Below are 23,606 nucleotides of genomic sequence, written 5' to 3'. Positions count from 1 at the left end.
GGTATCCTCCTCTACCGAGCTTTTTCAATAATCTCCTTCATGAGATTCGCAGGGACCTCCTGGTAATGGGAGAACTGCATGGTGTACGTTGCCCGCCCCTGGGTGAGCGAACGGAGAACTGTGGCGTATCCAAAAAGCTCAGCCAGGGGAACTTTTGCATTGATAACCTGAGTTTCACCCTTGGCCTCAATGCTTTCAATCTTCCCCCGGCGGGCATTGAGGTCCCCGATGACTTCTCCCAGGTACTCCCTGGGGACGATCACCTGAACCTTCATGATAGGTTCAAGAAGCACCGGTGAAGCCTTTTCCACCGCATGCTTCAGCGCGATGGATCCCGCAATCTTAAAGGCAAGGTCTGAGGAATCCACAGGGTGGTACGAGCCATCCACAAGCTTCACCTTCACGTGAATGACTGGGAAACCGGCAATGACGCCGTTGTCGAGAGCTTCCCGTACCCCTGCCTCCACCGCAGGAATGTACTCCCGCGGGATTGTTCCCCCCACAATGTGGTCTTCGAAAACGAAGACCTCCTCACAAGGTTCCACCTCAAGAATCACGTGACCATACTGTCCCCGTCCACCCGTCTGGCGAATGAACTTGCCTTCCGCCCGGGCAGAGGCTTTGATGGTCTCCTTGTACGCTACCTGAGGTTTACCGACATTGGCCTCAACCTTGAATTCCCGGAGCAGCCGGTCGATGATGATTTCAAGGTGCAGCTCACCCATTCCAGAGATAATGGTCTGGGCAGTCTCCTCGTCGCTCCGCACCCGGAAAGTGGGATCCTCTTCCGCAAGCTTTGCCAGAGCAATGCTGAGCTTATCCTGGTCAGCCCGGGTTTTCGGCTCAATTGCCACAGAAATCACCGGCTCAGGGAACGAGGGAGCTTCAAGGACAATAGGGTACCGCTCATCACAGAGCGTATCACCAGTTGTGGCCCGACGCAGTCCGACAATGCCACAAAGATCTCCTGCCTTCACCTCGTCGACATCTTCCCGGTGGCTCGCATGGATAATCAGGAGGCGGCTCACCCGTTCCTTTTCCCTCTTTGTGGCATTGTACACGTAGGTGCCGCTTCTCAGAACGCCAGAGTACACCCGCACAAAAGAGATTTTCCCTGCATGGGGATCCATGACGATTTTGAAGACGAGCCCTGCAAAGGGTTCCTTGGCAAGCGGTAACCTCGTCTCTTCCTCTCCAGTCTCAGGATGGAATCCCCTGACCGGCGGGAGATCCAGGGGCGAGGGGAGGTAAAAGACCACGGCATCAAGGAGCGGCTGGATGGCCTTATTCTTCAGAGCCGATCCACCAAGAACGGGAACGAACTTTCCGGTAATGGTTCCCCTGCGGATGGCCTCACGCAAAAGCGCAGGCGGAAGGTCTTCCCCCTCGAGGTATCGGACAAGGACCTCTTCATCAATCTCCGCAAGGGCCTCAATGAGACGTTCCCGTTCCTTCTGGGCCTTTTGGAGAAGTTCGGGAGGAATATCCTCCACCCGGTACGTGGCACCGGTCTCGTCGACATCGTAGAAGTACGCCTTCATCTCTATGAGATCCACAACGCCCACGAAATCCGCCTCTTTCCCTATGGGAATCTGTACAGGGTGGGCGTTGGCGTTGAGTTTCTCCCGAATGGCCTTCACCACCGCGTAGAAATCCGCCCCAACGCGGTCGAGTTTGTTGACAAAAGCAATGCGGGGGACACGGTACTTGTCGGCCTGGTGCCAGACGGTTTCAGACTGGGGTTCCACCCCTCCCACACCACAGAATACTGCAATGGCCCCATCAAGCACCCGGAGGCTTCGCTCCACCTCCACGGTAAAGTCCACGTGCCCTGGCGTATCGATGATATTAATGCGGCAATCCCGCCAGAAACACGTCGTCACCGCCGAGCTTATCGTGATTCCCCGCTCCTGCTCCTGAGGGAGAAAGTCCATGGTGGCTGTCCCCTCGTGGACCTCTCCCATACGGTGGATTTTCCCGGTGTAGTAAAGGATACGCTCCGTGACGGTTGTTTTCCCCGCATCGATGTGGGCCATGATACCGATATTGCGGACCTGGGATATGGCGTACTCCCCAAAAGTCTGGAAATTCTGCTGAACTCTATTCATCGCCTTACTCACGCCTTCTCTTAAACCTCCCTCAGAACCACCGGTAGTGGGCAAAGGCCTTGTTCGCTTCGGCCATGCGATGGGTATCCTCGCGTTTTTTCACCGCGCCACCGGTACCATTCGCCGCATCCATGATTTCCTGGGCGAGCTTCTCTATCATGCTCTTCCCCTGACGTTCCCGGGCATACTGGACGAGCCATCGCAAGCCGAGGCTCTTGCTCCGGTCGGGTCGAACCTCAATGGGAACCTGGTAATTGGCTCCCCCCACCCGGCGGGGACGAACCTCCACAAGGGGCATGACGTTGTTCAATGCCTGGTAGAAAACCTCAAGAGGGTCACGCTTGGTCTTTTCCCGGATAAGATTGAAAGCCCCGTAGACGATTTTCTCCGCGATGCTCTTTTTCCCGTCCTTCATCACCTTGTTGATGAGCTTTGCCACATCAACGTTATTGTACAGGGGATCAGGAGCGATTTCCCTTTTTGGAACAGGACCTTTTCTCGGCAAAGTTCTTCACACTCCTTACGACTTCGGCCTCTTTGCCCCGTATTTTGAACGACCCTGCCTTCTGTTCTCCACACCAGCCGCATCCAGGGCCCCCCGAATGACATGGTACCGCACTCCAGGAAGATCCTTCACACGGCCTCCCCGGATGAGGACAATGGAGTGTTCCTGGAGATTGTGGCCAATGCCTGGAATGTACGCGGTAACTTCCATGCCATTGGTCAGACGGACACGGGCAACTTTCCGCAGCGCCGAGTTCGGCTTCTTCGGAGTGATGGTCCAGACTCGAGTGCACACCCCTCGCTTCTGAGGCGACCCCTTCAGAGCCGGGGCACCACTCCGGCTTTTGGGTTTCTTTCTCCCCTCGCGAACAAGCTGGTTAATCGTCGGCATGAATCATCCTCCTCTAACCTTTTTGCTCTTCCACAATGGCAGCGCAGGAAGAGCGAACCTCGATGCCGCACACCCTGCCGAGTTCCCGCGCGTTCTCCACGTACTCCACGGGAACATTCTTTTCTCTGGCCAGGGCGACAATCGCCTCCCGAATCTGAGCATCGACATCAAGGGCGACGAAAACCTTCTTCGCCCTTCCCCGCTCTATAGCTCTCTGAGTCTCTCGCATGCCCACAACTCTCTTTGCGGTTCGCAACTCTTCAAGCCCCATAGCCAAAAGCGACAGAGGAATTGTAACAGCACGACACGCTCATGTCAATTCCCCATCGGCTTCGTCGACATCCTCATCAGTCTCGAAGTCGAATGCTTCCTGTTCTTCGAATGCTTCCTCTTCCTCAAATTCCTCTTCCGGTGGAAACTCCCGGGACTCATCCATGCCCATGAGCTCACGGAGATCAAAGCCCTCTTCCGCGAACCCCTCCGCCTGTGCCACAGCCTCTTCTTTTTCCGTGGAGAGACGAATTCTCCGGTATTTCTCGTACCCCGTACCCGCGGGGATGAGTTTTCCGATGATGACGTTTTCCTTCAAACCGATGAGCTCATCGACCTTCCCCTTGATCGCGGCATCAGCAAGAACATGGGTGGTTTGCTGGAACGACGCCGCAGAGAGGAAGCTGTCCACGGCAAGGGATGCTTTGGTGATGCCCAGAGCCACAGGTCGTCCTGTGGCAACCTGCTTGAGCCCGGGAAGGTACACAACCTCCTCCACCAGGGTTCGTATCTCCTTTTCCCCTTCCGCATCCCTGAGGAGCAAAAAGCCCACGTTGTCTTCGGCAATCTTCACCACGTCATCCCGGTCAATGACCTCCCCGGCCTTCACCAGCACATCGCCGTTTGCACCAACGACGATGTCCTGAGCGGCAACCTTCCCAACCACTTCCTTCTCAAGGAGCTCAATAAGCCTCCCCTCGATGGAGAAGAAACGGCCATCGCTCAGAGGAACTTCCTTAATACCCTCCACAACGAGGCGGCGGGCAACACTCCTGCTTATAGCCTGGCCTGCCTGGATGATGACCTCTCCGGTCTGGGGACTGACGATGTCTCTTGCCACCTCTTTATTCAGAATCTCCTCCCGGAGCACCCGCACAAGGCTCTCTTTCACCGGGAAGACGCGGACGTTCTTCCAGATAGCGACCCTCTCGACATCGTGTTCCTCAAGGAGAGCGATTTCACTCTGATCCAGGCGCGTGTTGGCAGGAAGGAGCACCTTTCCGGTCCCTGGATCGAGGACGTCCTCAGCAAGAATGGTTCCCCGAAGCTTCTCCCAGGTCGCCTGCTCCCTCACCCGGAGCCGGAGAGGACCAATCTCACCGAGCCGCTCAAGGAGAGGTTCCTTCAGAACCTCTCCTGCTTTGACGAGAACCCTCCCGGATGGCTCCCGAATTTCTTCAACACACATGCGGTTGAGGAGCTCGCTCTCGAGGTTCTTCTGGCCTCTCAGAATCCGGAGGAGTACTCCATCTTTTCGAACCAGGAAGGGCCGGCACTCGCTAGAGAGCAAAGTCTCGATGTCCTGAGCCTCAAGGACTCTGCCTCTCGTGAAGAGCACGTTCCCCGAAACATCGAGCACATGCTCCTCAAGGACACACCCTTCAAGGAGCTCCTGGGCCTTCTCCTTCAGCAGGGCGTTTTCTTCAAGAACACGGGTGTTTTCCCTTTCAAAGTCCTCAACAAAAACCATTTCTCCAGACAGGAGATTAGTGTCTCCAGCGTTCTCCACCATAATCTTGTTGAGGCGAGCAATCTGACGGATGATGATTTCGATGTGCTTGTCGTTAATGGTCACACCCTGGGAGATATAGACCGACTGGATCTCCTCAAGGAGGTACTTTTGCACCGCTCTGATACCCTTAATCCTCAGGATATCCTTCGGGTTTATGGGGCCAAGGGTGAGGCGATCCCCAGCCCGAACCCGGTCACCCTCGGTTACCGCAATCTTCACGTCGTGAGGAACAAAGTAGGTCCGGACCTCCTGGTTCTCCTCATCCTCACTCGGCCGGACATAGATTTTCCGGCGGTTGCCAATGACCTCAATTCTCTCCACCACACCGTCTACATCAGAAAGGATGGCCGCCTTCTTGGGTTTTCGCACTTCAAAGAGCTGCTCGACCCTTGGAAGACCCTGGGTGATGTCCTCTCCAGCAATACGCACACCACCGGTGTGGAAGGTTCTCATGGTGAGCTGTGTCCCGGGTTCTCCGATGGACTGTGCCGCCACGATACCGACAGCTTCACCCACGTCCACCAGGCGACCAGTGGCGAGATTCCGTCCGTAACACTTAGCACAGACACCGTGTTTCGTCCGGCAGGTCAAAACGGACCGTACCCAGGCCTGACGGATGTTGCGCCTGCGGAGCTCTTCAACCGCCCGTTCGTCAATCTCCTCTCCAGCCCGAACGATGATCTCCCCGGTGGTAGCATCCACAATGTCCCGGAGGGCAATTCTCCCGAGAACCCGTTCCTCAAACGACTCGACAATGTTGTCGTTCTCGTCCCTCAGGTCTTCAAGGAGAACACCGTCGTCCGTACCACAGTCTTCCTCCCGGACGATAACGTCCTGAGCCACGTCCACGAGCCTGCGGGTAAGGTAACCCGACTTGGCCGTCCGCAGGGCAGTATCCGCAAGACCCTTCCGCGCTCCATGAGTCGAGATGAAGTACTCGAGAACACTGAGCCCCTCACGGAAGTTCGCCTTGATGGGGTACTCGATAATGCGTCCTGACGGGTCGGCCATAAGTCCCCGCATGCCGCAGAGCTGGCTCACCTGGCGCACGCTCCCTCGAGCACCAGAGGTGGCCATCATGTTCACCGGGTTGAAATCGGGAAGGATTTCAAGAATGGCATCGGCAATCTTGTTCGCTGCATCCGTCCAGACATCCACAACCTTTTGCTCTCGTTCCTCGGCCGTAATAAGCCCCTGGTTGTAGTGTTCGTTGATTTCCTCGACACGGCGGGTAGCCTCTTCAATGATGCGCTCTTTCTCCGGGGGAATCTCAAGATCCAGGACACTGATGGTAGCTCCGGATTTTGTAGCGTAGTGGAATCCTGCCTCTTTAATCCGGTCAAGCATCTCCACCGTGACTTTGTTGCCGAACTTGCGGTAACAGAGGTCCACAATATCCGAGAGCTTCTTCTTGGTCACCGGCTCGTTGTAGTAGGGCATCCCCTCCGGCAGAAGGCCATTGAAAATAACCCGTCCGACCGTGGTCTCCAGAACCTCAGGGTGCTTCTCGGTCACTTCCCGGATGAACACTGGCTCGTGAAGGTCCACTTTACCGAACTCATAGGCCATGAGTGCCTCATCGATGCTGTAGAACCTCTTCACTGGCTCTCTCCGGGCCCCAAGAAGGGTGAGGTAGTAGCACCCGAGGACCATATCCTGAGTCGGCACTGCAATGGGTTTTCCGTGCGCTGGAGAGAGGATGTTATGCGAGGAGAGCATGAGAATCTGCGATTCTGCCTGAGCCTCCGCAGAGAGCGGCACGTGAACCGCCATCTGGTCGCCGTCAAAGTCGGCGTTGAACGCCGGGCACACCAGCGGATGGAGCTGAATGGCGTTCCCTTCGATGAGTACCGGCTGAAACGCCTGAATGCTGAGGCGGTGAAGCGTTGGTGCCCGGTTCAGGAGCACTGGGTGTTCGGCAATCACCTCTTCAAGAACACCCCAGACCTCTTCCCTGGCTTTCTCCACCATTTTCTTGGCGCTCTTGATATTGTGGGCCAGCCCCTTATCCACAAGCTTTTTCATAACAAAGGGTTTGAAAAGCTCCAGGGCCATTTTCTTGGGGAGGCCACACTGGTCAAACCGGAGTCTCGGTCCAGCCACGATGACCGATCGACCGGAATAGTCCACCCGCTTCCCCAGAAGGTTCTGACGGAACCGACCCTTCTTGCCCCGGAGCATGTCGCTCAGAGACTTCAGCGGACGGTTCCCCGGACCGAGAACAGGGCGACCCCGGCGACCGTTGTCGAAGAGGGCATCAACGGCCTCCTGGAGCATGCGCTTCTCGTTCTTGACGATGATCTCCGGCGCTCCGAGTTGCAAAAGACGCTTGAGCCGATTGTTGCGGTTGATGACCCTCCGGTAGAGGTCGTTGAGGTCCGAAGTGGCAAACCGCCCACCATCGAGCTGCACCATGGGCCGCAGATCCGGTGGGAGCACGGGGATGACCTCAAGAATCATCCATTCCGGACGATTTCCCGACTTTAGGAAAGCCTCAACAACCTGGAGGCGTTTGATGAGCTTTTTGGCCTTTTGCCCCGTTGCCTCCTTGAGCTCCTTGCGGAGATCCCGGGCCAGCTGCTGGAGATCGAGGTTTTTCAGAATCTCCCGAACCGCTTCGGCACCCACTCCCGCCCTGAACTCAGGATCGTATCGGGAGAGGAGTTTCGCCTCCGTTTCAAGAATCATCTGAGCGGTTTTGAGCCCCGTCTGTCCGGGGTTGATCACGATGTAACAGGGTTCCTCCACCGTTTCAGAAAGGATGGTTTCCTCAAAGAGATTCCCGAAGGTCTCCCGAAGCTCGTTCACTTCCGATTCAGCAAGCTCGTCATCCCGCTGGTACGGAAAGGCCCGGATGTCGACGACTTCGAAGGTGTTCTCATCAATCTGCTCCACCGTAAAACTCTCCCGGTACTTGGAACGATACCGGGCGTAATCCTTCAGGTTCAAACGGTCACCGATGGAGAACGGTAAGGTATGGACTTCGGTAATCCGGTGGGCGAGTTCTGCCCTGAAGGTGGGATCATACTTGCTGTAAATCTTGTATTCTGTTTCACGGATGGTCGCCCCGGCTTCAAGGTTGGTCGAACCGGGGTCAATAACTTTGTAACAATCCTCGCGTTTCCTCCCCGAGGCGAAATACAGCACCTTCTCCAGGTTCTTGGGGAGAATCCCAAGAAGGAGGGCCATTTTGCTTGGGATGCTCTTGAAGTACCAGATGTGGGATACTGGAGCTGCAAGCTCGATGTGGCCAAGGCGCTCTCTCCGGACCGAAGCACGGGTGACTTCCACCCCGCAGCGATCACAGACAATCCCCTTGTCCCGGACCCTCTTGTACTTTCCGCAGTAGCACTCCCAATCCTTCGTAGGACCAAAGATTTTCTCGCAGAACAGGCCGTCTTTTTCCGGTTTCAGGGTACGGTAGTTTATGGTTTCGGGCTTCTTCACTTCCCCGTGAGACCACTTGCGAATCTCCTCGGGAGAAGCCAACCCAATTTGAATTGCCCTGATGTCGTTGACGTCCACCAAGGACTCTTCCCCCTTCTTTCACTTTTTCTCTCGACCCTGGAGATTCACGCCAAGGTGTGGGACTTCCTCCTCGGCGCTCTCCATCTCCTCCAGGGAGATTTCTCTCCCCTTCGCGTCAAAAATCTTCACACTCAGACAGAGACTCTGGAGCTCCTTAACGAGCACTTTAAAGGATTCCGGAAGTGACGGTTGCAATACGTTCTTCCCCTTGACAATGGCCTCATAGGCCTTCACACGTCCGGCAATATCGTCGGACTTCACGGTGAGCATCTCCTGTAGCGTATACGCTGCACCGTAGCCCTCCAGAGCCCACACTTCCATCTCACCAAAACGCTGCCCACCAAACTGGGCCTTCCCGCCAAGGGGCTGCTGCGTCACCAGCGAATACGGTCCTGTGGATCGGGCATGAATCTTGGTTTCCACAAGGTGGGCAAGTTTCATCATGTAGATGTAGCCCACGGTCACCTCGTTATCAAAGGGTTCACCGGTTCGACCATCGTAGAGCACCGTCTTCCCCTGGGGGAAGAGACAGAGGTCTGGGGACACCCTGTGGTCGAAGAATTCCTCAAAGGGAACGTTTCCCTCGGGAGTCCTGGCGTTCTTCATGGCCTCAAGGATTTCTTCCTCCCGGGCACCGTCAAAGGGAGGGCTGGCCAGGAACTTCCGCTCTTTGTTCGCCACCCACCCCAGGTGGGTTTCAAGAATCTGTCCGATATTCATTCTCGACGGAACCCCAAGGGGGTTGAGGACGATATCCACAGGCGTACCATCGGGGAGATAGGGCATGTCCTCTTCCGGGAGGATTCGGGCAATAACCCCCTTGTTCCCGTGCCGTCCAGCCATTTTGTCTCCCACGGTGATTTTTCGCTTCTGGGCAACGTACACCTTCACGAGCTTATTGACCCCGGGGGCCAGTTCATCCCCGTTTTCCCGGGAGAACACCTTTACGTCGATGACCTTCCCGTACTCTCCATGGGGTACCCGAAGCGACGTATCGCGAACCTCTCGGGCTTTCTCCCCAAAAATGGCCCGGAGAAGCTTTTCCTCAGGGGTGAGCTCGGTCTCACCCTTCGGAGTTACTTTTCCCACGAGAATATCCCCGGGTTTCACATCGGCACCAATACGAATGATGCCGTCCTCATCGAGATTGCGCAGGGCCTCTTCGCTGAGGTTCGGGATATCCCGGGTGATTTCCTCAGGACCGAGCTTCGTATCCCTTGCTTCAACCTCGTATTCCTCTATATGAATGGAGGTAAAGATGTCCTCCTTCACCAGGCGCTCACTGATGACGATGGCATCCTCGAAATTCTCTCCTTCCCAGGGCATGAAGGCCACAAGGACATTCCGCCCCAGAGAAACCTCACCCATGCTCGTACATGGACCATCGGCAATGATCTGGTTCTCTCTGACGTAATCCCCCTTGCGGACAATGGGTCGGTGATTGATACAGGTACTCTGGTTGGAGCGCTGGAACTTATCGAGGTAGTACACATCCCTTGTTCTGTCTTCTGTCTCAATCTCAATCCGGGTGGAATCGGCGAAAACCACCCTTCCGGCTCTTCTGGCCGTGACCGTGGCCCCCGAGTCCTGGGCAACCTTGTACTCCATCCCTGTGCCAATGTAGGGAGGATGGGGGACAAGAAGCGGCACAGCCTGCCGCTGCATGTTGGCCCCCATGAGCGCCCGGTTGGCGTCATTGTGCTCCAAGAAGGGAATGAGGGAAGCAGAAGCGCTGAGAATCTGCTGGGGCGAAACATCCATAAAGTCCACCCGATCCCTGGGCACCTCGATGATTTTCCCCCGGAAGCGGACCACCACCTGATCCGCGGCAATAGACCCGTCGTCGTTGAGCTTTGTGTCGGAAGGAGCAATGTAGTACCGGTCCTCTTCATCAGCCGTCAGGTACACGATGTCGTTTGTCACCTTCCCGTCGACAACCCGCCGGTACGGCGTTTCGATAAACCCGTACTCATTCACCCGACCGTAGACGCACAAAGAGGTGATGAGACCGATATTTGGTCCCTCCGGTGTCTCAATGGGGCACATCCGACCGTAATGGGTGTAGTGCACGTCCCGGACCTCAAACCCTGCTCGCTCCCGGCTCAAGCCTCCAGGGCCAAGAGCACTGAGCCTCCGCTTGTGGGTAAGTTCAGAGAGGGGATTCACCTGGTCCATGAACTGGGAAAGAGGACTCGAACCCAGGAATTCCCGCAGGGCGGCAATGACAGGCCGGACGTTGATGAGGCTCTGGGGTGTCGGGGATTCCGTATCCGGCTGGATGGTCATACGCTCACGGATGACTTTCTCCACCCGCAGAAGGCCGGTACGGAACTGATTCTGCAAAAGCTCTCCCACAAGGCGAGCCCGACGGTTCCCCAGGTGGTCAATGTCGTCACTGTATCCGATGCCATCGATGAGGTTGAGGAGATACCGGATACCCCCCACCACATCCTCAGGGGCAAGGGTCCGTCCTTTCTTCACCCAGACTTTGGTGATGCCGATTTCCCGGAGATCCCGAATGGCCTCAAGGGTCAGAACCGTCTCCTTTGGGACCAGAACCCGCCCGGTCTCCGGATCAAGGACGTTCCGACTGACTACCCGCCCTTCAAGGTCGTCGGAGAGACCCTCGAGAGTATCATCGGTCTCGATGTAGACCTTCACGGGAAGACCTTCGCTGTTCAGGACCGTGACGTATTCGATAGCGTATTCCTCGTTGAGTCGTTCAATTTCCTGGGCAATTCTCCGGCTGATACGGTCACCGGCGCGGAGCACAACCCGGTACCTTTCCGGGTCGAATTGCTCCCCAAGGCTCTCTATACTCCGCACGCAGCGTTTCTCCCAGAGGTCGATGACCAGGTCTTCAGCCGCCACAAGCTCCTCGACCCCGACGATCCGTTCCTCGAACTTCAGTTTGTTATTGATTTTGTACCGGCCGACCTCTCCAAGATCGTAATGACGGGGGTTAAAAAAGAGGTACTTGATGAAATCCCGGGTGTTCTCCTCCGTTGGCGGCTCACTTGGCCGGAGACGACGGAAAATCTCCACAATGGCCTCTTTCGTTGACGAGGAAGGGTCCCGCTCCAGGGTCTTTCGGATGAAGGTGTGGTAGTCAAAAAGGGCAAGGATTTCCTCATTCGAGCTATACCCCAAAGCCCGCACCAGCGTACAGGCGTTGATTTTCCTCCGCTTGTCAACCCGAACAAAAAGAATGTCCCCGGGATCAATACCAAACTCCAGCCATGCACCCCGGTTGGGGATGATCTTGAAACCGTACTCCACCCTCCCCGTGGGCGTCACCTCCCGGGAGAAGAACATCCCCGGGGAACGGACAAGCTGGGTCACCACCACCCTCTCGGCCCCATTCACCACGAAGGTACCTTTGTCCGTCATGAGAGGGAGATCGCCCATGTACACATCCTGCTCTTTGATTTCGTTGGTGTGCTGGTCAATGAGGCGAACACGAACGTACAGGGGTGCGGCATACGTTCGACCCTTTTCTCTGGCCTCCCGTACGCTGAGTGGCGGTTCTTCCAGTCGATATCCAAGGTACTCCAGAACGAACTTCCCTGTAAAATCCTGGATGGGGAAGATCTCCAGAAAGACTTCCTGTAATCCTTGACGCTTCCGTTTTTCAGGGGGGACGTCTTTCTGGAGGAACCATTCGAAGGATTTCTTCTGAATTTCTATGAAGTTCGGCAGCTCAGCACAGGGGGGAATTTTCGCAAAACTTCGCCTCTCAATGTAACCAACGCCCACTGATCACACCACCTTCGGGGGATTTCAATTGGAGTCAGCTCTCAAACACCGCAGAAGAACTTCGCATCTTCACCCTCCCAAACCGACAATTGGTCATTGTAAAAGATTCTCAAAAGCGTGTCAATAGGAGGGGGGCAATTTTTCGGGACGGCTCTCTAAAACCCGACGGCTACCGCGAGGTTTTCAGGACCTGGTCGATAATCTTCAAAAATTCCCGATTGGAACGGGTATTCTTCATGCGTTCAATGACCATCTGCGTTGCCTCCTGAGGGTCGACGTTGGCAAGAAGCCTCCGGAGCATCCAGATGCGCTCAAGGTCCTCTTTTTTGAGCAACAGCTCCTCCCGGCGAGTTCCCGAGCGATGGATATCGATGGCAGGGAAAATGCGGCTCTCAGCCAGGGCACGGCTCAGATGGAGCTCCATATTCCCCGTTCCCTTAAACTCCTCGTAGATGACCTCGTCCATGCGGGATCCGGTGTCAATGAGCGCCGTGGCGATAATGGTGAGGCTTCCACCCTCCTCGATGTTCCTTGCCGCACCGAAAAACCGCTTTGGCCAGTGGAGGGCGGAGGAATCAATCCCTCCAGAGAGGGTTTTCCCGGTTGTGGGAACAACGAGGTTGTTGGCCCGGGCAAGACGGGTAATGCTGTCGAGGAGAATCACCACGTCTTTCCCCTCTTCGACAAGCCTCTTCGCCCGTTCCAGGGTAAGCTCCGCCACCCGGATGTGGTTTTCCGGCTTCTGGTCAAAGGTCGAGGCAATGACATACCCTTTCACCGAGCGTTCCATCTGCGTGACCTCTTCGGGGCGTTCATCGATAAGGAGGACAATCAGAACGACATCCGGATAGTTTGTGGTAATGCCGTTGGCGATTTTCTCAAGGAGAATCGTTTTCCCAGCCTTGGGTGGAGCAACGATGAGTCCTCGCTGTCCTTTCCCGATAGGGGCGAAGATATCGATGATGCGAGTGGCAATTTCGTCAGGCGTTGTCTCAAGAACATATTGCTTATTCGGGAAGATGGGGGTCAGATTCTCAAATAGGGGACGTTTTTTCGCCTGTTCCGGGTCTTCGTCGTTGATCGCTTCGATACGCAGAAGAGCGTAGTACCGTTCTCCCTCTTTGGGTGGGCGAACTTGACCAGCAACCTTGTCCCCACTACTTAAGCCGAAGCGTTTGATCTGCGAGGGCGAAACGTACACATCGTTCTCGCTCGGCGTAAAGTCATCGGCGGTTCGCAGAAACCCGTACCCTTCAGGGGTGATTTCCAGAATCCCCTCACTGAAAAGATACCCCTTCGCCTCCGCACCCTTTTTCAGGATCTCGAAGATGAGATCGTTCTTCCGCTTCCGGCTATAGCCTGAAATGCCAAGGCTCTGGGCAATTTCGGCGAGCTCACTATTTGTTTTTGCCTTCAGCTCTGCCAGAGTGTACTGAGGGATTTCGACTTTCTTCTCTTCTTCTTTTTCTTCAGTTACGATTTCCATGTGGTTGTTTTCGGTCACCACGTGAACCTCCTCCCGCGCTCTTTTTCACTCAAGGAGTTTCTCAGCCAGAACCACATGCTCCACCCGATCGACGTCAAAGCCGATTTCAGCGTAAGGTGTGATGATCGCCCGACCTCTCATCCCCAGAATGCGTTCCACTCGATCCTCGATGTCACGGATGGAGAGGCGCCGCAAAAGGAGCTTCAGGATAATCCCAAGCCCTAAAAGCCGGGCGATGGCCACAGGACTCTTCCGGAGAGCAACAACACGGGCAATCCAGTCCTTCTTCGCCTCCACCACTTTGGGATCAAGAAGCAGCACATTCCCCCCCGTGAAACACCCCTCCTTAAGGCAGACAAACGTTCGTTTCCCTTTCCCTATTTTGGCCTCGTAGCTCTCTTTCCGAACTATGGGGTAGTAGAAATCCGCAGTCACTTCCGCGCACCGGGCAAGGAAATCCCGAACTGCTTCAGCCCGGAGAAGGGGCAGGTCGCTTGTGGCTACAAGAACCTTCTCCTGTGCCCTGAGAACCTCAAGACCCCTGAGCGTGCTCTCAAAAGGGTCATCTCCTGCTGGGACAACAGCATCAACCCGGGTTCCAATTCGCGCCTGGAGCACATGAACCGGTCCAACAACAACTATTCTTCCAATTGAGGATACGTTCCTGAGGGCTTCTATGACATACTCTATCATAAATTTCCCCCGAATGACAAGAAGGGCACGGTTGAGAACACCAAATTTTTTTTCAATCTCCCCATCCTGACTTCCCCCCGCAAGAATCACAGCATCAGGCATAGCTCTCCCCCCATTCTCCACAGCGAGTCACAGTCCAGAGAGCAGGCAATCCTCGCTTTCGGAGTCGGTCAACCACCACTTCACCCTCTTCCCTACTTCCCACAACCCCCACAAGGGTTGAGCCACTCCCCGTGAGGAAAGCCTTCCGGCACCCAAGCTCAAGGAGGAGGTTCCGGTACTCGAGGAGCACAGGGTACTCCTCAAAAAGAACCTCCTCAAAGTCATTCCATATGACCTCCTCAATACCCTCGGGGTCCTGCCTTTTGAGAAACGCAGCAAGTCTCTCCTCCACCAGGGAGACCTTCTCGTGTTTCCGCTCATCCCACTTCCTGTATGCCCAGGCAGTGGAAACGGGGAAAGGAGGGAAAAGGAGAACCAGATGACGGCGTGGAGGGAAAGAAAGCGGCGTGACCCGTTCCCCGCGTCCCTCAACCAGGGCAAAGGGGGCACCAACCACAAAAAAGGGGATGTCTGAACCAAGGGACAGAGAAAGTGCCACAAGCTCCTCAAGCTGGGGGCAACACCCTGCAAGTTGCGGGAGAAACCGCAAAAGCGCGGCAGCATTGCTGCTTCCCCCTCCCAGTCCTCCCCCCGGAGGAATGGATTTCTTCACCGTGATGGCAAAACGCATCCGGGAAAGCTCAGGGAAGGCCCCTCGCAGGACGTCAACCGTCTTTTTTAAGAGGCTATCCTCCCCCAGGGGAATCGAGAAGTTGCACCAGAAGGCATCTGAAGTAGCGGGGGTGATATGAATTTCATCGGCAAGCTCAATCTGCTGCATGAGGGAGGTGATATCGTGGTACCCATCTTGACGAAGCCCTCGTATTGCGAGGAACCAGTTGATCTTGGCGTAGGAGTACAGCACATAATTATCCCCATGCATGGGCCACCCACCCGCAGGCGTTCTCAAAGGAGACCACGTCCATCTCCAGAGGGAAACGGAAGCGCCCAATCACTCGGAGAAACTCTTCCCGGTCCCCCCGCACGAAGACCGTCAGAGACCCCGGTTTCTGAGGCTGACTCAAAGGCAGGAGTTCCCTGACCTCTTGGGCACAGCTTACCGCAGGATTCACGATGGGGAAAAGCCCCTGAGCGAGCTCTTCAAAGAAGGTGCTGATGAGGGCGAAATGGGTGCACCCCATGATGACGCCCCGCACACCCCGGGCATGGAGCGCCTCAAGACGCTCCCGTACCCAGAGCCGCCACGAAGGGGTATCGAACACTCCCTCCTCCACAGCCTCGATGAACTCCGGCCAGGCCTCCTCAACCACCTCGACCCCCGGCCGGAAACGGGCAAGGGTCCGGCGAAAGGCCCCCACTCGAATGGTTGCCCGAGTGGCCAGAACGCCTATCGCTCCCTCCCGAACCATCGCCAGGGCTTCCCGGCACGCCGGTTCAACAATGCCAAGTATCGGGAGGGCATACCTTTCCCGAAGCTCCGGAAGGAGAAGGGAACTCACCGTCCCGCAGGCCACAACGAGAAGTCCTACTTGTATCCCGTGAACGAGAAAATCCACAACAGGCTGCACAATTGGCGCAAGCTCCTCTTTTCGCTTCTCCCCATAGGGGAAATGCAGGGGGTCAGCAAAGTAGACGATGGGGCAAGAAGGGAAGAGCTTTCGTATCTCGAGGACCACACTGAACCCACCAATGCCAGAATCCATGATGCCAATGGGTGCGGGTTTCAAGCTTGTCCTCTCCTCTGACGAAAATCGTATGAGGCCTTTAAAAATCCCAGAAAGAGCGGATGGGGACGATTGGGACGGGACTTGAACTCGGGGTGGAACTGCACACCCACGAAAAAGGGATGCTCCCGGAGCTCCACAATCTCAACAACCTGGTACTCCGGATTGAACCCTGCCATCACCATGCCCTTCCTCTCAAGCTGGTCCACAAAATGCTCGTTGAGCTCGTACCGGTGACGGTGTCGCTCCCATATCTCCTCCTGACCGTAGAGGACAAAACTCTGCGAGGACCTCTCAAGGAGACAGCGGTAATTCCCAAGGCGCATCGTGCCGCCCTTATTTCGCATTCCCCGCTGAGAGGGCAGGAGGTCAATAACCGGGTGGGTTGTATCGGGGTTAAACTCGGTGGAGTGCGCATCGGAAAACCCGAGAACATTCCGGGCAAATTCAATCACCGCCACCTGCATCCCGAGGCATATCCCCAAAAAGGGAACACCCCGTTCACGGGCGTACCGCACTGCCTCGATTTTCCCCTCAATCCCCCGGTGTCCAAACCCTCCGGGAACAAGGATACCATCAATCCCGGAGAGAACGTCAGCAGTGTTCGTCTCCCTCAGCATACCCGCCTCGATCGGACGGATGACCACCTGAACCCCAAGGGAAGCGGCGCTGTGCTTGAGGGCTTCGCAAATACTGAGGTAAGCGTCTTTGGACTCCACGTATTTCCCCACAAGACCAATCACAACGCTGTCTTTCGCCTCTTTCATCCGCCGCACAATGTCCGACCAGTCAGCGAGGTCCGCCTCATGAGCATTCAGCCCAAGCTTGGCCGTAACAAGGTCCCCAACGCCACGCTCTTCAAGAACCAGGGGAACCTCGTAAATCGATGGAACGTCCATGAGAGGAACAATGGCTTCTTTTTCGATGTCACAGAAAAGGGCGATTTTCGAAACCACCTCGGCGGTGATGGGTCGAGAGGACCTGCACACGATGACATCGGGTTGAATACCAATGCTCCGGAGCTCCTTCACACTGTGCTGAGTGGGTTTAGATTTCAGCTCTCCTGCCGCTTCAATGTACGGGACGAGGGTGACATGGACATAGAGGCAATTGTCCTTACCGATGTCGTTTTTGATCTGCCGGATGGCCTCAAGGAAAGGCAACCCCTCGATATCCCCCACCGTCCCCCCAATCTCCACAATCGAGACCTCTGCTCCGCTCTCTTCCCGGAGACGAAAAACTTCCTCCTTAATCTGATTGGTGATATGGGGAATCACCTGGACGGTGGCCCCCAGGAAATCCCCCCGCCGTTCCTTGTCGATAACTGAGCTATAGATTTTCCCCGTGGTGACGTTGCTTGATTTTGAGAGTTCTTCATCGATAAACCTCTCGTAGTGCCCAAGGTCGAGGTCCGTTTCTCCCCCATCGTACGTGACAAAAACCTCTCCATGCTGGTACGGATTCATGGTACCGGCATCCACATTGATGTAGGGGTCGAATTTCTGCATTGTGACCTTCACCCCACGGCTCTTGAGGATTCTCCCCAAAGAGGCTGCGGTGATGCCTTTCCCCAGGGAGGAGACAACCCCACCCGTCACAAAAATGTACTTCCCAGCCTTTTTCCCCATGGTCTCAACCTCGCTCACATGCTCTCCGGAACCGAGATCCCAAGGAGCTCCAGGGCGTTTCGCAGCACAATCTGGGTGAGTCGACACAGGGTCAGGCGAAAGGCCGTACGCGGAGCGTTTTCCTCATCGAGGATTCGATGGAGGTTATAGAAGGCGTGGAAAGTTCCCGCAAGGTCGTGGAGGTAGTTGCAGAGAAGGTACGGCTGCCGGAGAAGGGCGCTTTGTTTCACGACCTCCGGGAAGTACACGACGGCCCTGGCGATGTCCCGTTCTTCTTCGTTCTCAAAACCAGGGCAGAGAGCCTCTGCAGAAGGTGCCCACTCCACACCCCGTCTTCTGGCTTCCCGAAAAATTGACACAATCCGGGCATGGGCATACTGCACGTAGTACACCGGATTGTCCATGGACTGACGCTTTGCCTCCTCCACATCAAACTCAAGGTGCGTTTCGGGATCCCGCATGAGGAAGTAATACCGAGCTACATCCACTCCCACTTCATCAATCAGGCTCCGCAGAGGCACGAAATCCCCCTGTCGTGTGGACATCCGTTCCGGTTGTCCTCCGCGAAGGAGCGTCACAAACTGGACAATGAAGACCTCGAGGAAGTCTTCAGGAAGTCCCAGAGCCCGCATGGCGGCGTGCATCCTCGGGATGTACCCGTGGTGGTCAGCTCCCCAGATGTCGATGACCCGCTCAAACCCCCGTTTCCACTTGTTCCAGTGGTAGGCAATGTCGGAAGCGAAGTATGTCGGCGCTCCGTTTTCCCGCACCAGTACCCGGTCCTTGTCGTCCCCCCAGAGAGTCGTCCGAAGCCACAGGGCTCCATCCTTCTCGTAAGTGTACCCCCGCTCTCGGAGGAGTGAGAGCACGTACTCTACTTCTCCATTCTCATACAGTGAGCGCTCACTGAACCACACATCAAAGGAAACCCGGAAATCGTCGAGATCCCTCCGGATGTTCTCGAGGATTTTCTCCACAGCGTATTCCTGGAAGACCCTCGCCCTCTCCTCTTTTGGGAGGTGGAGGAGAGCCGTTCCGCACTCCCTGAGGAGTTCCCGGGCGATGTCCATAAGGTACTCTCCCCGATATCCCCCTTCAGGGATATCCACCTCTTCTCCAAGGAGCTGACGGAAACGGGCTTCAAGAGAAGCCCCAAGAAGCTCTATTTGTTTCCCCGCATCGTTGATGTAGTACTCTTTCTCAACCTGGAATCCTGCCCGTTTCAGGATCCTGGCTAAAGCATCGCCAAAGGCCGCACACTTCCCATGCCCCACATGGAGAGGCCCGGTGGGGTTGACGCTCACAAACTCTACCTGAACCCTCTTCCCCTTGCCAAGGTCAACCTCGCCAAAACGTTCGTCCTCTTCCAGGACTCTAACGAGGAGTTTCAGGAGAAAACCGTCCTCAAGGGTGAAGTTGATGAAGCCTCCTCCAGCCACCTCAACCCGGGCCATACCTGAGAGCAACTCCTGCAGAACTCGCCGGAGGCTCTGCGCCACCTCTCTTGGCGAACGCTTTGCGGTACGGGCCAAAAGAAAAGCGACATTGGTGGCAAAGTCCCCGTGTTTCTTTTCCCGCGTTGGCTCAACCACAAACTCGACATGTTCCCAAGAAGGGTCAAAAGACCGAAGGGCTTCACAGACCTTTTCTCTGAGCGATTCAAGAACGAGGTAACTCATCGTCGTTCTCCCCAGTTCTACGAGTCCTCCTGGAATCCTGGGTCATTATATATTTTTTTCTCCCTCGCTTCAACCAAAAAGAAAAGGGCTCTTTTCTCCTGGGGAATAGCCCCTCGAAGCGCCGACGAAGTCCGGTCTTGTCCTTCCGATGCACTCGTGGTAAGCTCATGGAGAAGTGCCACCAAAGGACGGCAGGAGGATACCATGGAGTACTTCCTTGGGATTGATCTTGGAACTCAGAGCGTCAAGGTCATCTGTTACGATGAGGAGGGGAATTTTGTCGCCTTAGCAAGTCGGGAGTACCCTATTCTGACCCCAACACCGGGGTATGCGGAGCAGCACCCAGAGACCTGGTGGGAAAAAACCAGAGAGGCCATACAGGAGGTTCTCGCCACCCTCCCAGAGCCCACAATCCGGGCCCTGAGCTTTTCCGGGCAGATGCACGGGACGGTGATGCTTGACGAAAACCTTGTCCCTCTGTATCCGGCCATCATCTGGGCCGACCAGAGAAGTCATCAGGAAGCGCGGGAAATTCGGGAAAAAGCCGGTGAATACCTGAAACTCGCGGGGAGTGACATTGCCACGGGCTTTATGGCGGCAACGCTTCTTTGGGTTCGAAAAAACCTCCCGGACGTCTACCGCCGAATCCGCTTTGTCCTCCTTCCCAAAGACTTCCTGAAGGTGAAACTGGGGCTTCCTCCCACAACGGATGTTGCTGATGCCTCTTCAACACTCCTCTTCAACATTCGCCTGCGGAACTGGTCAGAGGAAATCCTCACCGTTCTTGGTCTTGACCGGATGGTTTTCCCTCCCGTCCATGAGTCCACTCAGGTCATAGGACAGGTGGCGAGAAACGTTCGGGAAGAACTGGGAATCAAAGGGCCCTGCTTTGTGGTGGCAGGAGCGGGAGACCAGCACTGTGCCGCCCTGGGAAACGGCGTTACCGATGAGGGAGAACTCCTCGTCACCATCGGTACTGGGGGACAGGTTTTCACCCCTATCACGCAGCCCCTTGTGGATGAAAAGCTTCGCATCCACACCTTCTGCCACGCCATCTCGGGGTTCTGGCACCTCCTTGGAGCCACGCTCTGTGCCGGGCTTTCCCTGAGCTGGTTCAAGAAGTCCATCCTCGACTCAGGCGCACACGTTTTCGACTTCCGTAACCTCGACCAGGAGGCGCAAAAGGTCGACGCCGGATGCAACGGGCTGCTCTTTTTCCCCTACCTCATTGGAGAGCGCACCCCGTACATGGACCCTCATGCCCGGGGTGCTTTTGTGAATCTCCACCTCACCCACCAGCGAGGACACTTCATCAGGGCCATTATGGAAGGAGTGGGTTTCGGTCTCAGAAACGCCGTTGAGGTGTTCCGCGAGCTTGGAGTTGACTTCCAGCGAACGGTCTTTTCAGGAGGTGGGGCAAGGAGCAACCTCTGGCGGCGAATCATTGCCTCGATTCTCGACATGCCCCTCTTCACCACTCAGGTCAGGGAAGAGGCCGCCACCGGGGCGTGTATCCTCGCCATGGTCGGCAGTGGACGCTTCGGAAGCGTCGATGAGGCCACGCAAGTGCTCGTCCAGTATACTCACCCCACGCTCCCTGAGCCAGCGTGGGTGGAGGTGTACCACAGGCTGTACCAGAAATTCCGGCAGGGATACACCGCCCTTCGCGACCTTTCCCCGGGGTCCTAACCCCTTTTCCGGAACTCGTGGGAGATTTGCTCAATCCGGGCAAACCGCTCCGCGTCGATGTCGATGTGGAAGACCTGAGCGATGACCTGGGTCCACCCGTGGATGAAGTATATCCACCCGTCTTCCACATGGAGATGCCGCTCTCTCGCCTGCGCCAGGGCCTGGTGCATGAACTTGAGGTCCCCCCGGTAGTTCAGCTCCCAAACGAGGCTGTGCATGGGGAAAACGCACGCATCGGTGAGGGGAGAACCGGGACGGTCCTTGCCAAGTCCTGTGGCATTCACGATGAGAGAATACGGCTTGACCCGCGCCAAAACCGCATCGTTCACCTCAGGCGTGGGGGCATGGATGTACTCTGCATCGATATTGGGGTTGATTTTGGGCATGAGTTCTTTCATCGCCTCAAGGCGAGGGGTACTGCGGTTCGTCACGTAGAGCTTCGTGGGCATGTTGTCCTTCTTTTTGGGATCAAAAAGATACGCAGCAATCGCCCGGGCGCTGCCCCCTGCCCCCATGATGAAGACTTCCCCACCGTGCTCCTTCCAGAAGTTGGGCGGGATGAACGCCTCCATAGCCAGGCCACTTGAGATGGGGTCCTTGGCATGTCCTTCAAGGCGTCCGTTGTTCTTCGAAATTGAGGAGAGTTCTCCAAAAAGCTGGGCATAGGGGTCGAGGTAATCGAAAAGGTCTCTGGCCGCCTCATAGAGGTCAATCTTGTGGGTTGTGACAAGTGCTCCAAGAGAGAGCGGGTCCTCTTTGATGAAGGACACCACCTCCCGGTAGACCTCCCGGGGGGCATGGATCTCGATGTCTATCCCTTTGAGGACTGCATCCTTGAGTCCCAGCTCTTGAGCCCAGAGCGGGAAAAGCTTCATGATCGAGGACTGGGATGTGGTGACCCCGATGAAGTACATTGTGGGTTGCGTTGCCTTCTCAGGAAGCCGAAAGCCCATGCCTTATCCTCCTCACTTTTTAGGTTTCCATTTCGGGTTCTCCCGCACGACAACCCGCCCATCCTCTTCAAGGACGACCCTCGGAAAGCCCGTCTCCTCAATCGTGGCGTAATCATGCCCTGCGTCAGCCGGGAAAATGCAGTAGAAGATGAGGGGTTCTTTCCCCACGTTAACGGAACGATGCGACCAGAAAGGCGGAATGTACGAGGCCGTCCCGGGATACATGGGAAGGACCTCGCACTCTCCTTCCGGTGACGCCATGATGAGTCGACCTTCACCGCGGAGGCAAAAGTAAATTTCGGCGGTGTCGAGTTTCTCGTGGAGATGCCCCTTGGTCAGGAAGAATTCCTGACCGACCTTTCCGGGGTAAATAATGGTCGTGCAATGGGCGAGGTGCCCAGGTTCTTCAGGAATCTCAGCGTAGATGACTTCGTAGACGAGAGGGTCTCCTTCCCGAAGCATGGCTTCTGCCGCTTCCTGGTTTTGGAAGATGTACTTCACATCGCTGAGGCGGCGCACAACCCTTTTTCCCGGCCTCAATTCCCCAGTGGTGAAGTCCACAAAAACGTTGAATGGTTTCATAGCGTATCTCCTCGCTTTCTCACGGAATGAGGACAACCTTTAAGGCATCCTTCCCCTCCATAAGCCGCAAACCCTCTTCAATAGCCTCAAGGGGGAGCGTATGGCTCACAAGGTAGGAGAGGTCAAGCTGCCGCACAAGAAGGTCTAAAGCGGTACGGATGTGGATATTGTTCGAGCGAGTGGTTCCAGTCACAAAAAGCTCCTTGTAGTGGATGAGGTTTGTGGCAAGGGGAACTTCAGGAGTACCAGGCGGAAGACCCCCAAAGAAGTTGATTCGCCCGAAAACCCCGGCCACTTCCAGGGCCTCTCTCTGGGCATCGGGCGCTGGAGCAGCCACAATGACCACATCCACATCACGGAGGACGTCCTTGACCTTCTTCTCGCCTACGACAATCGTTCGGGCTCCCCTTGCAGCAGCTCTCTCAAGGCGAGAAGGGCTGATATCGGCCATCCACACCTCCCGGGCTCCAGAAAGGCGGGCAAGCTCAAGGAACATGAGACCGATGGGTCCTGCACCATAGATGAGGACCGTGTCGCGGAAACTCACCGAAAGGGGCAAAAATCCGTGAACCACGCAGGCAAGGGCCTCCACAAAGGAAAACATCACAGGGTCCGCTTCAGGCGGAAGAGGAAAGATGTTGCCCTGGCGCACCGCCTCTTCCGGAACCCGCATGTACTCGGCAAACCCACCGTCTTCGGTAATCCCCAGGGCTTTCCCGGAAGGACAGTGGTGCTGTGCTCCGGCAACGCAAAAACGGCACTTTCCACAGCCGTAGTTCGGTGCAACAAGAACGAGCATGCCTTCTGCGAGATCCGCAACCCCCTCTCCAACCTCCACGATTTCCCCCACGACCTCGTGCCCCAAAATGCGCTGCACTCCCTGTGGAATGGACCCGTGACCCCTTCGGGCAATCCGGAGATCCGTTCCACAGAGGCTTGCTGCGCACACCCGCAAAAGCACCTCACCCCGGCCAATCCGGGGAACGGGGACATCCACGATACGCACACCTTGAGGTGAGGAAAACACCGCTGCTTTCAT

16 protein-coding genes are annotated in these 23,606 nt (G+C 56.0%); 1 reads left to right on the top strand and 15 read right to left on the bottom strand.

Annotated features, from left to right (window positions below; all coding sequences use genetic code 11):
- Positions 1 to 11 precede the first annotated feature (11 nt).
- The 12 genes from fusA to argS all read right to left on the bottom strand — a co-directional run bounded on the left by fusA (position 12) and on the right by argS (position 19,343).
- Positions 12 to 2,108: an elongation factor G gene (fusA, locus tag ACP6EK_RS05695; RefSeq protein WP_438313961.1), complete on the bottom strand. Its 2,097-nt coding sequence runs from the start codon at positions 2,106 to 2,108 to the stop codon at positions 12 to 14.
- 31 nt (positions 2,109 to 2,139) lie between these two features.
- Positions 2,140 to 2,613 carry a 30S ribosomal protein S7 gene (rpsG, locus tag ACP6EK_RS05690; protein WP_438313958.1) on the bottom strand — a complete coding sequence of 158 codons (474 nt, stop codon included), beginning with the start codon at positions 2,611 to 2,613 and terminating at the stop codon, positions 2,140 to 2,142.
- Between the two features lie 15 nt (positions 2,614 to 2,628).
- Positions 2,629 to 3,003 carry a 30S ribosomal protein S12 gene (gene rpsL, locus ACP6EK_RS05685; protein ID WP_017889966.1) on the bottom strand — a complete coding sequence of 125 codons (375 nt, stop codon included), beginning with the start codon at positions 3,001 to 3,003 and terminating at the stop codon, positions 2,629 to 2,631.
- A 13-nt stretch (positions 3,004 to 3,016) separates the two neighbouring features.
- Positions 3,017 to 3,259 (bottom strand): L7Ae/L30e/S12e/Gadd45 family ribosomal protein, encoded by a 243-nt coding sequence (locus tag ACP6EK_RS05680; protein WP_438313955.1) that lies wholly within the window; start codon positions 3,257 to 3,259, stop codon positions 3,017 to 3,019.
- 54 nt (positions 3,260 to 3,313) lie between these two features.
- Positions 3,314 to 8,314: a DNA-directed RNA polymerase subunit beta' gene (gene rpoC, locus ACP6EK_RS05675; protein WP_438313952.1), complete on the bottom strand. Its 5,001-nt coding sequence runs from the start codon at positions 8,312 to 8,314 to the stop codon at positions 3,314 to 3,316.
- An 18-nt stretch (positions 8,315 to 8,332) separates the two neighbouring features.
- Entirely contained in the window at positions 8,333 to 12,070 is a 3,738-nt protein-coding gene (gene rpoB / locus ACP6EK_RS05670; protein ID WP_438313949.1) for a DNA-directed RNA polymerase subunit beta, read from the bottom strand.
- 169 nt (positions 12,071 to 12,239) lie between these two features.
- Entirely contained in the window at positions 12,240 to 13,574 is a 1,335-nt protein-coding gene (gene rho, locus ACP6EK_RS05665) for a transcription termination factor Rho (protein WP_438313946.1), read from the bottom strand.
- A 27-nt stretch (positions 13,575 to 13,601) separates the two neighbouring features.
- Positions 13,602 to 14,351, bottom strand: a complete 750-nt coding sequence (locus tag ACP6EK_RS05660; RefSeq protein WP_438313944.1) for a nucleotidyltransferase family protein — start codon at positions 14,349 to 14,351, stop codon at positions 13,602 to 13,604.
- On the bottom strand, positions 14,344 to 15,234 hold the full coding sequence (gene ispE, locus ACP6EK_RS05655; protein WP_438313941.1) for a 4-(cytidine 5'-diphospho)-2-C-methyl-D-erythritol kinase: 891 nt from the start codon (positions 15,232 to 15,234) through the stop codon (positions 14,344 to 14,346). The genes ACP6EK_RS05660 and ispE overlap by 8 nt, the downstream gene beginning before the upstream one ends.
- Entirely contained in the window at positions 15,221 to 16,039 is an 819-nt protein-coding gene (gene murI / locus ACP6EK_RS05650) for a glutamate racemase (protein ID WP_438313938.1), read from the bottom strand. The genes ispE and murI overlap by 14 nt, the downstream gene beginning before the upstream one ends.
- A complete protein-coding gene (locus ACP6EK_RS05645; protein WP_438318904.1) occupies positions 16,036 to 17,664 on the bottom strand; it encodes a CTP synthase in 1,629 nt (542 codons plus the stop codon). Before ACP6EK_RS05645 ends, murI begins: the two co-directional genes overlap by 4 nt.
- A 14-nt stretch (positions 17,665 to 17,678) precedes the next feature.
- Complete coding sequence (gene argS, locus ACP6EK_RS05640; RefSeq protein WP_438313936.1) at positions 17,679 to 19,343, bottom strand: arginine--tRNA ligase; 1,665 nt, start codon at positions 19,341 to 19,343, stop codon at positions 17,679 to 17,681.
- A gap of 204 nt (positions 19,344 to 19,547) precedes the next feature.
- On the opposite strand from argS, the gene xylB reads away from it, so the two are divergent.
- Positions 19,548 to 21,032: a xylulokinase gene (gene xylB / locus ACP6EK_RS05635; protein ID WP_438313933.1), complete on the top strand. Its 1,485-nt coding sequence runs from the start codon at positions 19,548 to 19,550 to the stop codon at positions 21,030 to 21,032.
- Here xylB and ACP6EK_RS05630 read toward each other — a convergent pair.
- From ACP6EK_RS05630 to ACP6EK_RS05620, 3 genes are read right to left on the bottom strand one after another with little or no spacing between them, the layout of a single operon-like run.
- Positions 21,029 to 21,985: a shikimate dehydrogenase family protein gene (locus ACP6EK_RS05630; protein ID WP_438313930.1), complete on the bottom strand. Its 957-nt coding sequence runs from the start codon at positions 21,983 to 21,985 to the stop codon at positions 21,029 to 21,031. The genes xylB and ACP6EK_RS05630 overlap by 4 nt on opposite strands.
- 12 nt (positions 21,986 to 21,997) lie before the next feature.
- Positions 21,998 to 22,567: a glucose-6-phosphate isomerase gene (locus ACP6EK_RS05625; protein WP_438313927.1), complete on the bottom strand. Its 570-nt coding sequence runs from the start codon at positions 22,565 to 22,567 to the stop codon at positions 21,998 to 22,000.
- A 19-nt stretch (positions 22,568 to 22,586) separates the two neighbouring features.
- Positions 22,587 to 23,606 carry an alcohol dehydrogenase catalytic domain-containing protein gene (locus ACP6EK_RS05620; protein ID WP_438313924.1) on the bottom strand — a complete coding sequence of 340 codons (1,020 nt, stop codon included), beginning with the start codon at positions 23,604 to 23,606 and terminating at the stop codon, positions 22,587 to 22,589.

Source organism: Candidatus Caldatribacterium sp. SIUC1 (genome assembly GCF_051549785.1).
Taxonomy (GTDB): Bacteria; Atribacterota; Atribacteria; order Atribacterales; family Caldatribacteriaceae; genus Caldatribacterium.
Note: the sequence above shows the minus strand (reverse complement) of the source record. Positions and strands in the feature narration are given on the sequence as shown.

Bases quoted from the DNA above. Each gene is read 5' to 3' on its own strand.
- ACP6EK_RS05645 (WP_438318904.1), bottom strand. From the start codon at position 17,664: ATGGGGAAAAAGGCTGGGAAGTACATTTTTGTGACGGGTGGGGTTGTC.
- ispE (WP_438313941.1), bottom strand. From the start codon at position 15,234: ATGCATGGGGATAATTATGTGCTGTACTCCTACGCCAAGATCAACTGG.
- ACP6EK_RS05660 (WP_438313944.1), bottom strand. From the start codon at position 14,351: ATGCCTGATGCTGTGATTCTTGCGGGGGGAAGTCAGGATGGGGAGATT.
- fusA (WP_438313961.1), bottom strand. From the start codon at position 2,108: ATGAATAGAGTTCAGCAGAATTTCCAGACTTTTGGGGAGTACGCCATA.
- argS (WP_438313936.1), bottom strand. From the start codon at position 19,343: ATGAGTTACCTCGTTCTTGAATCGCTCAGAGAAAAGGTCTGTGAAGCC.
- xylB (WP_438313933.1), top strand. From the start codon at position 19,548: ATGGAGTACTTCCTTGGGATTGATCTTGGAACTCAGAGCGTCAAGGTC.
- ACP6EK_RS05620 (WP_438313924.1), bottom strand. From the start codon at position 23,606: ATGAAAGCAGCGGTGTTTTCCTCACCTCAAGGTGTGCGTATCGTGGAT.
- ACP6EK_RS05625 (WP_438313927.1), bottom strand. From the start codon at position 22,567: ATGAAACCATTCAACGTTTTTGTGGACTTCACCACTGGGGAATTGAGG.
- rpsL (WP_017889966.1), bottom strand. From the start codon at position 3,003: ATGCCGACGATTAACCAGCTTGTTCGCGAGGGGAGAAAGAAACCCAAA.
- ACP6EK_RS05630 (WP_438313930.1), bottom strand. From the start codon at position 21,985: ATGGGCTTTCGGCTTCCTGAGAAGGCAACGCAACCCACAATGTACTTC.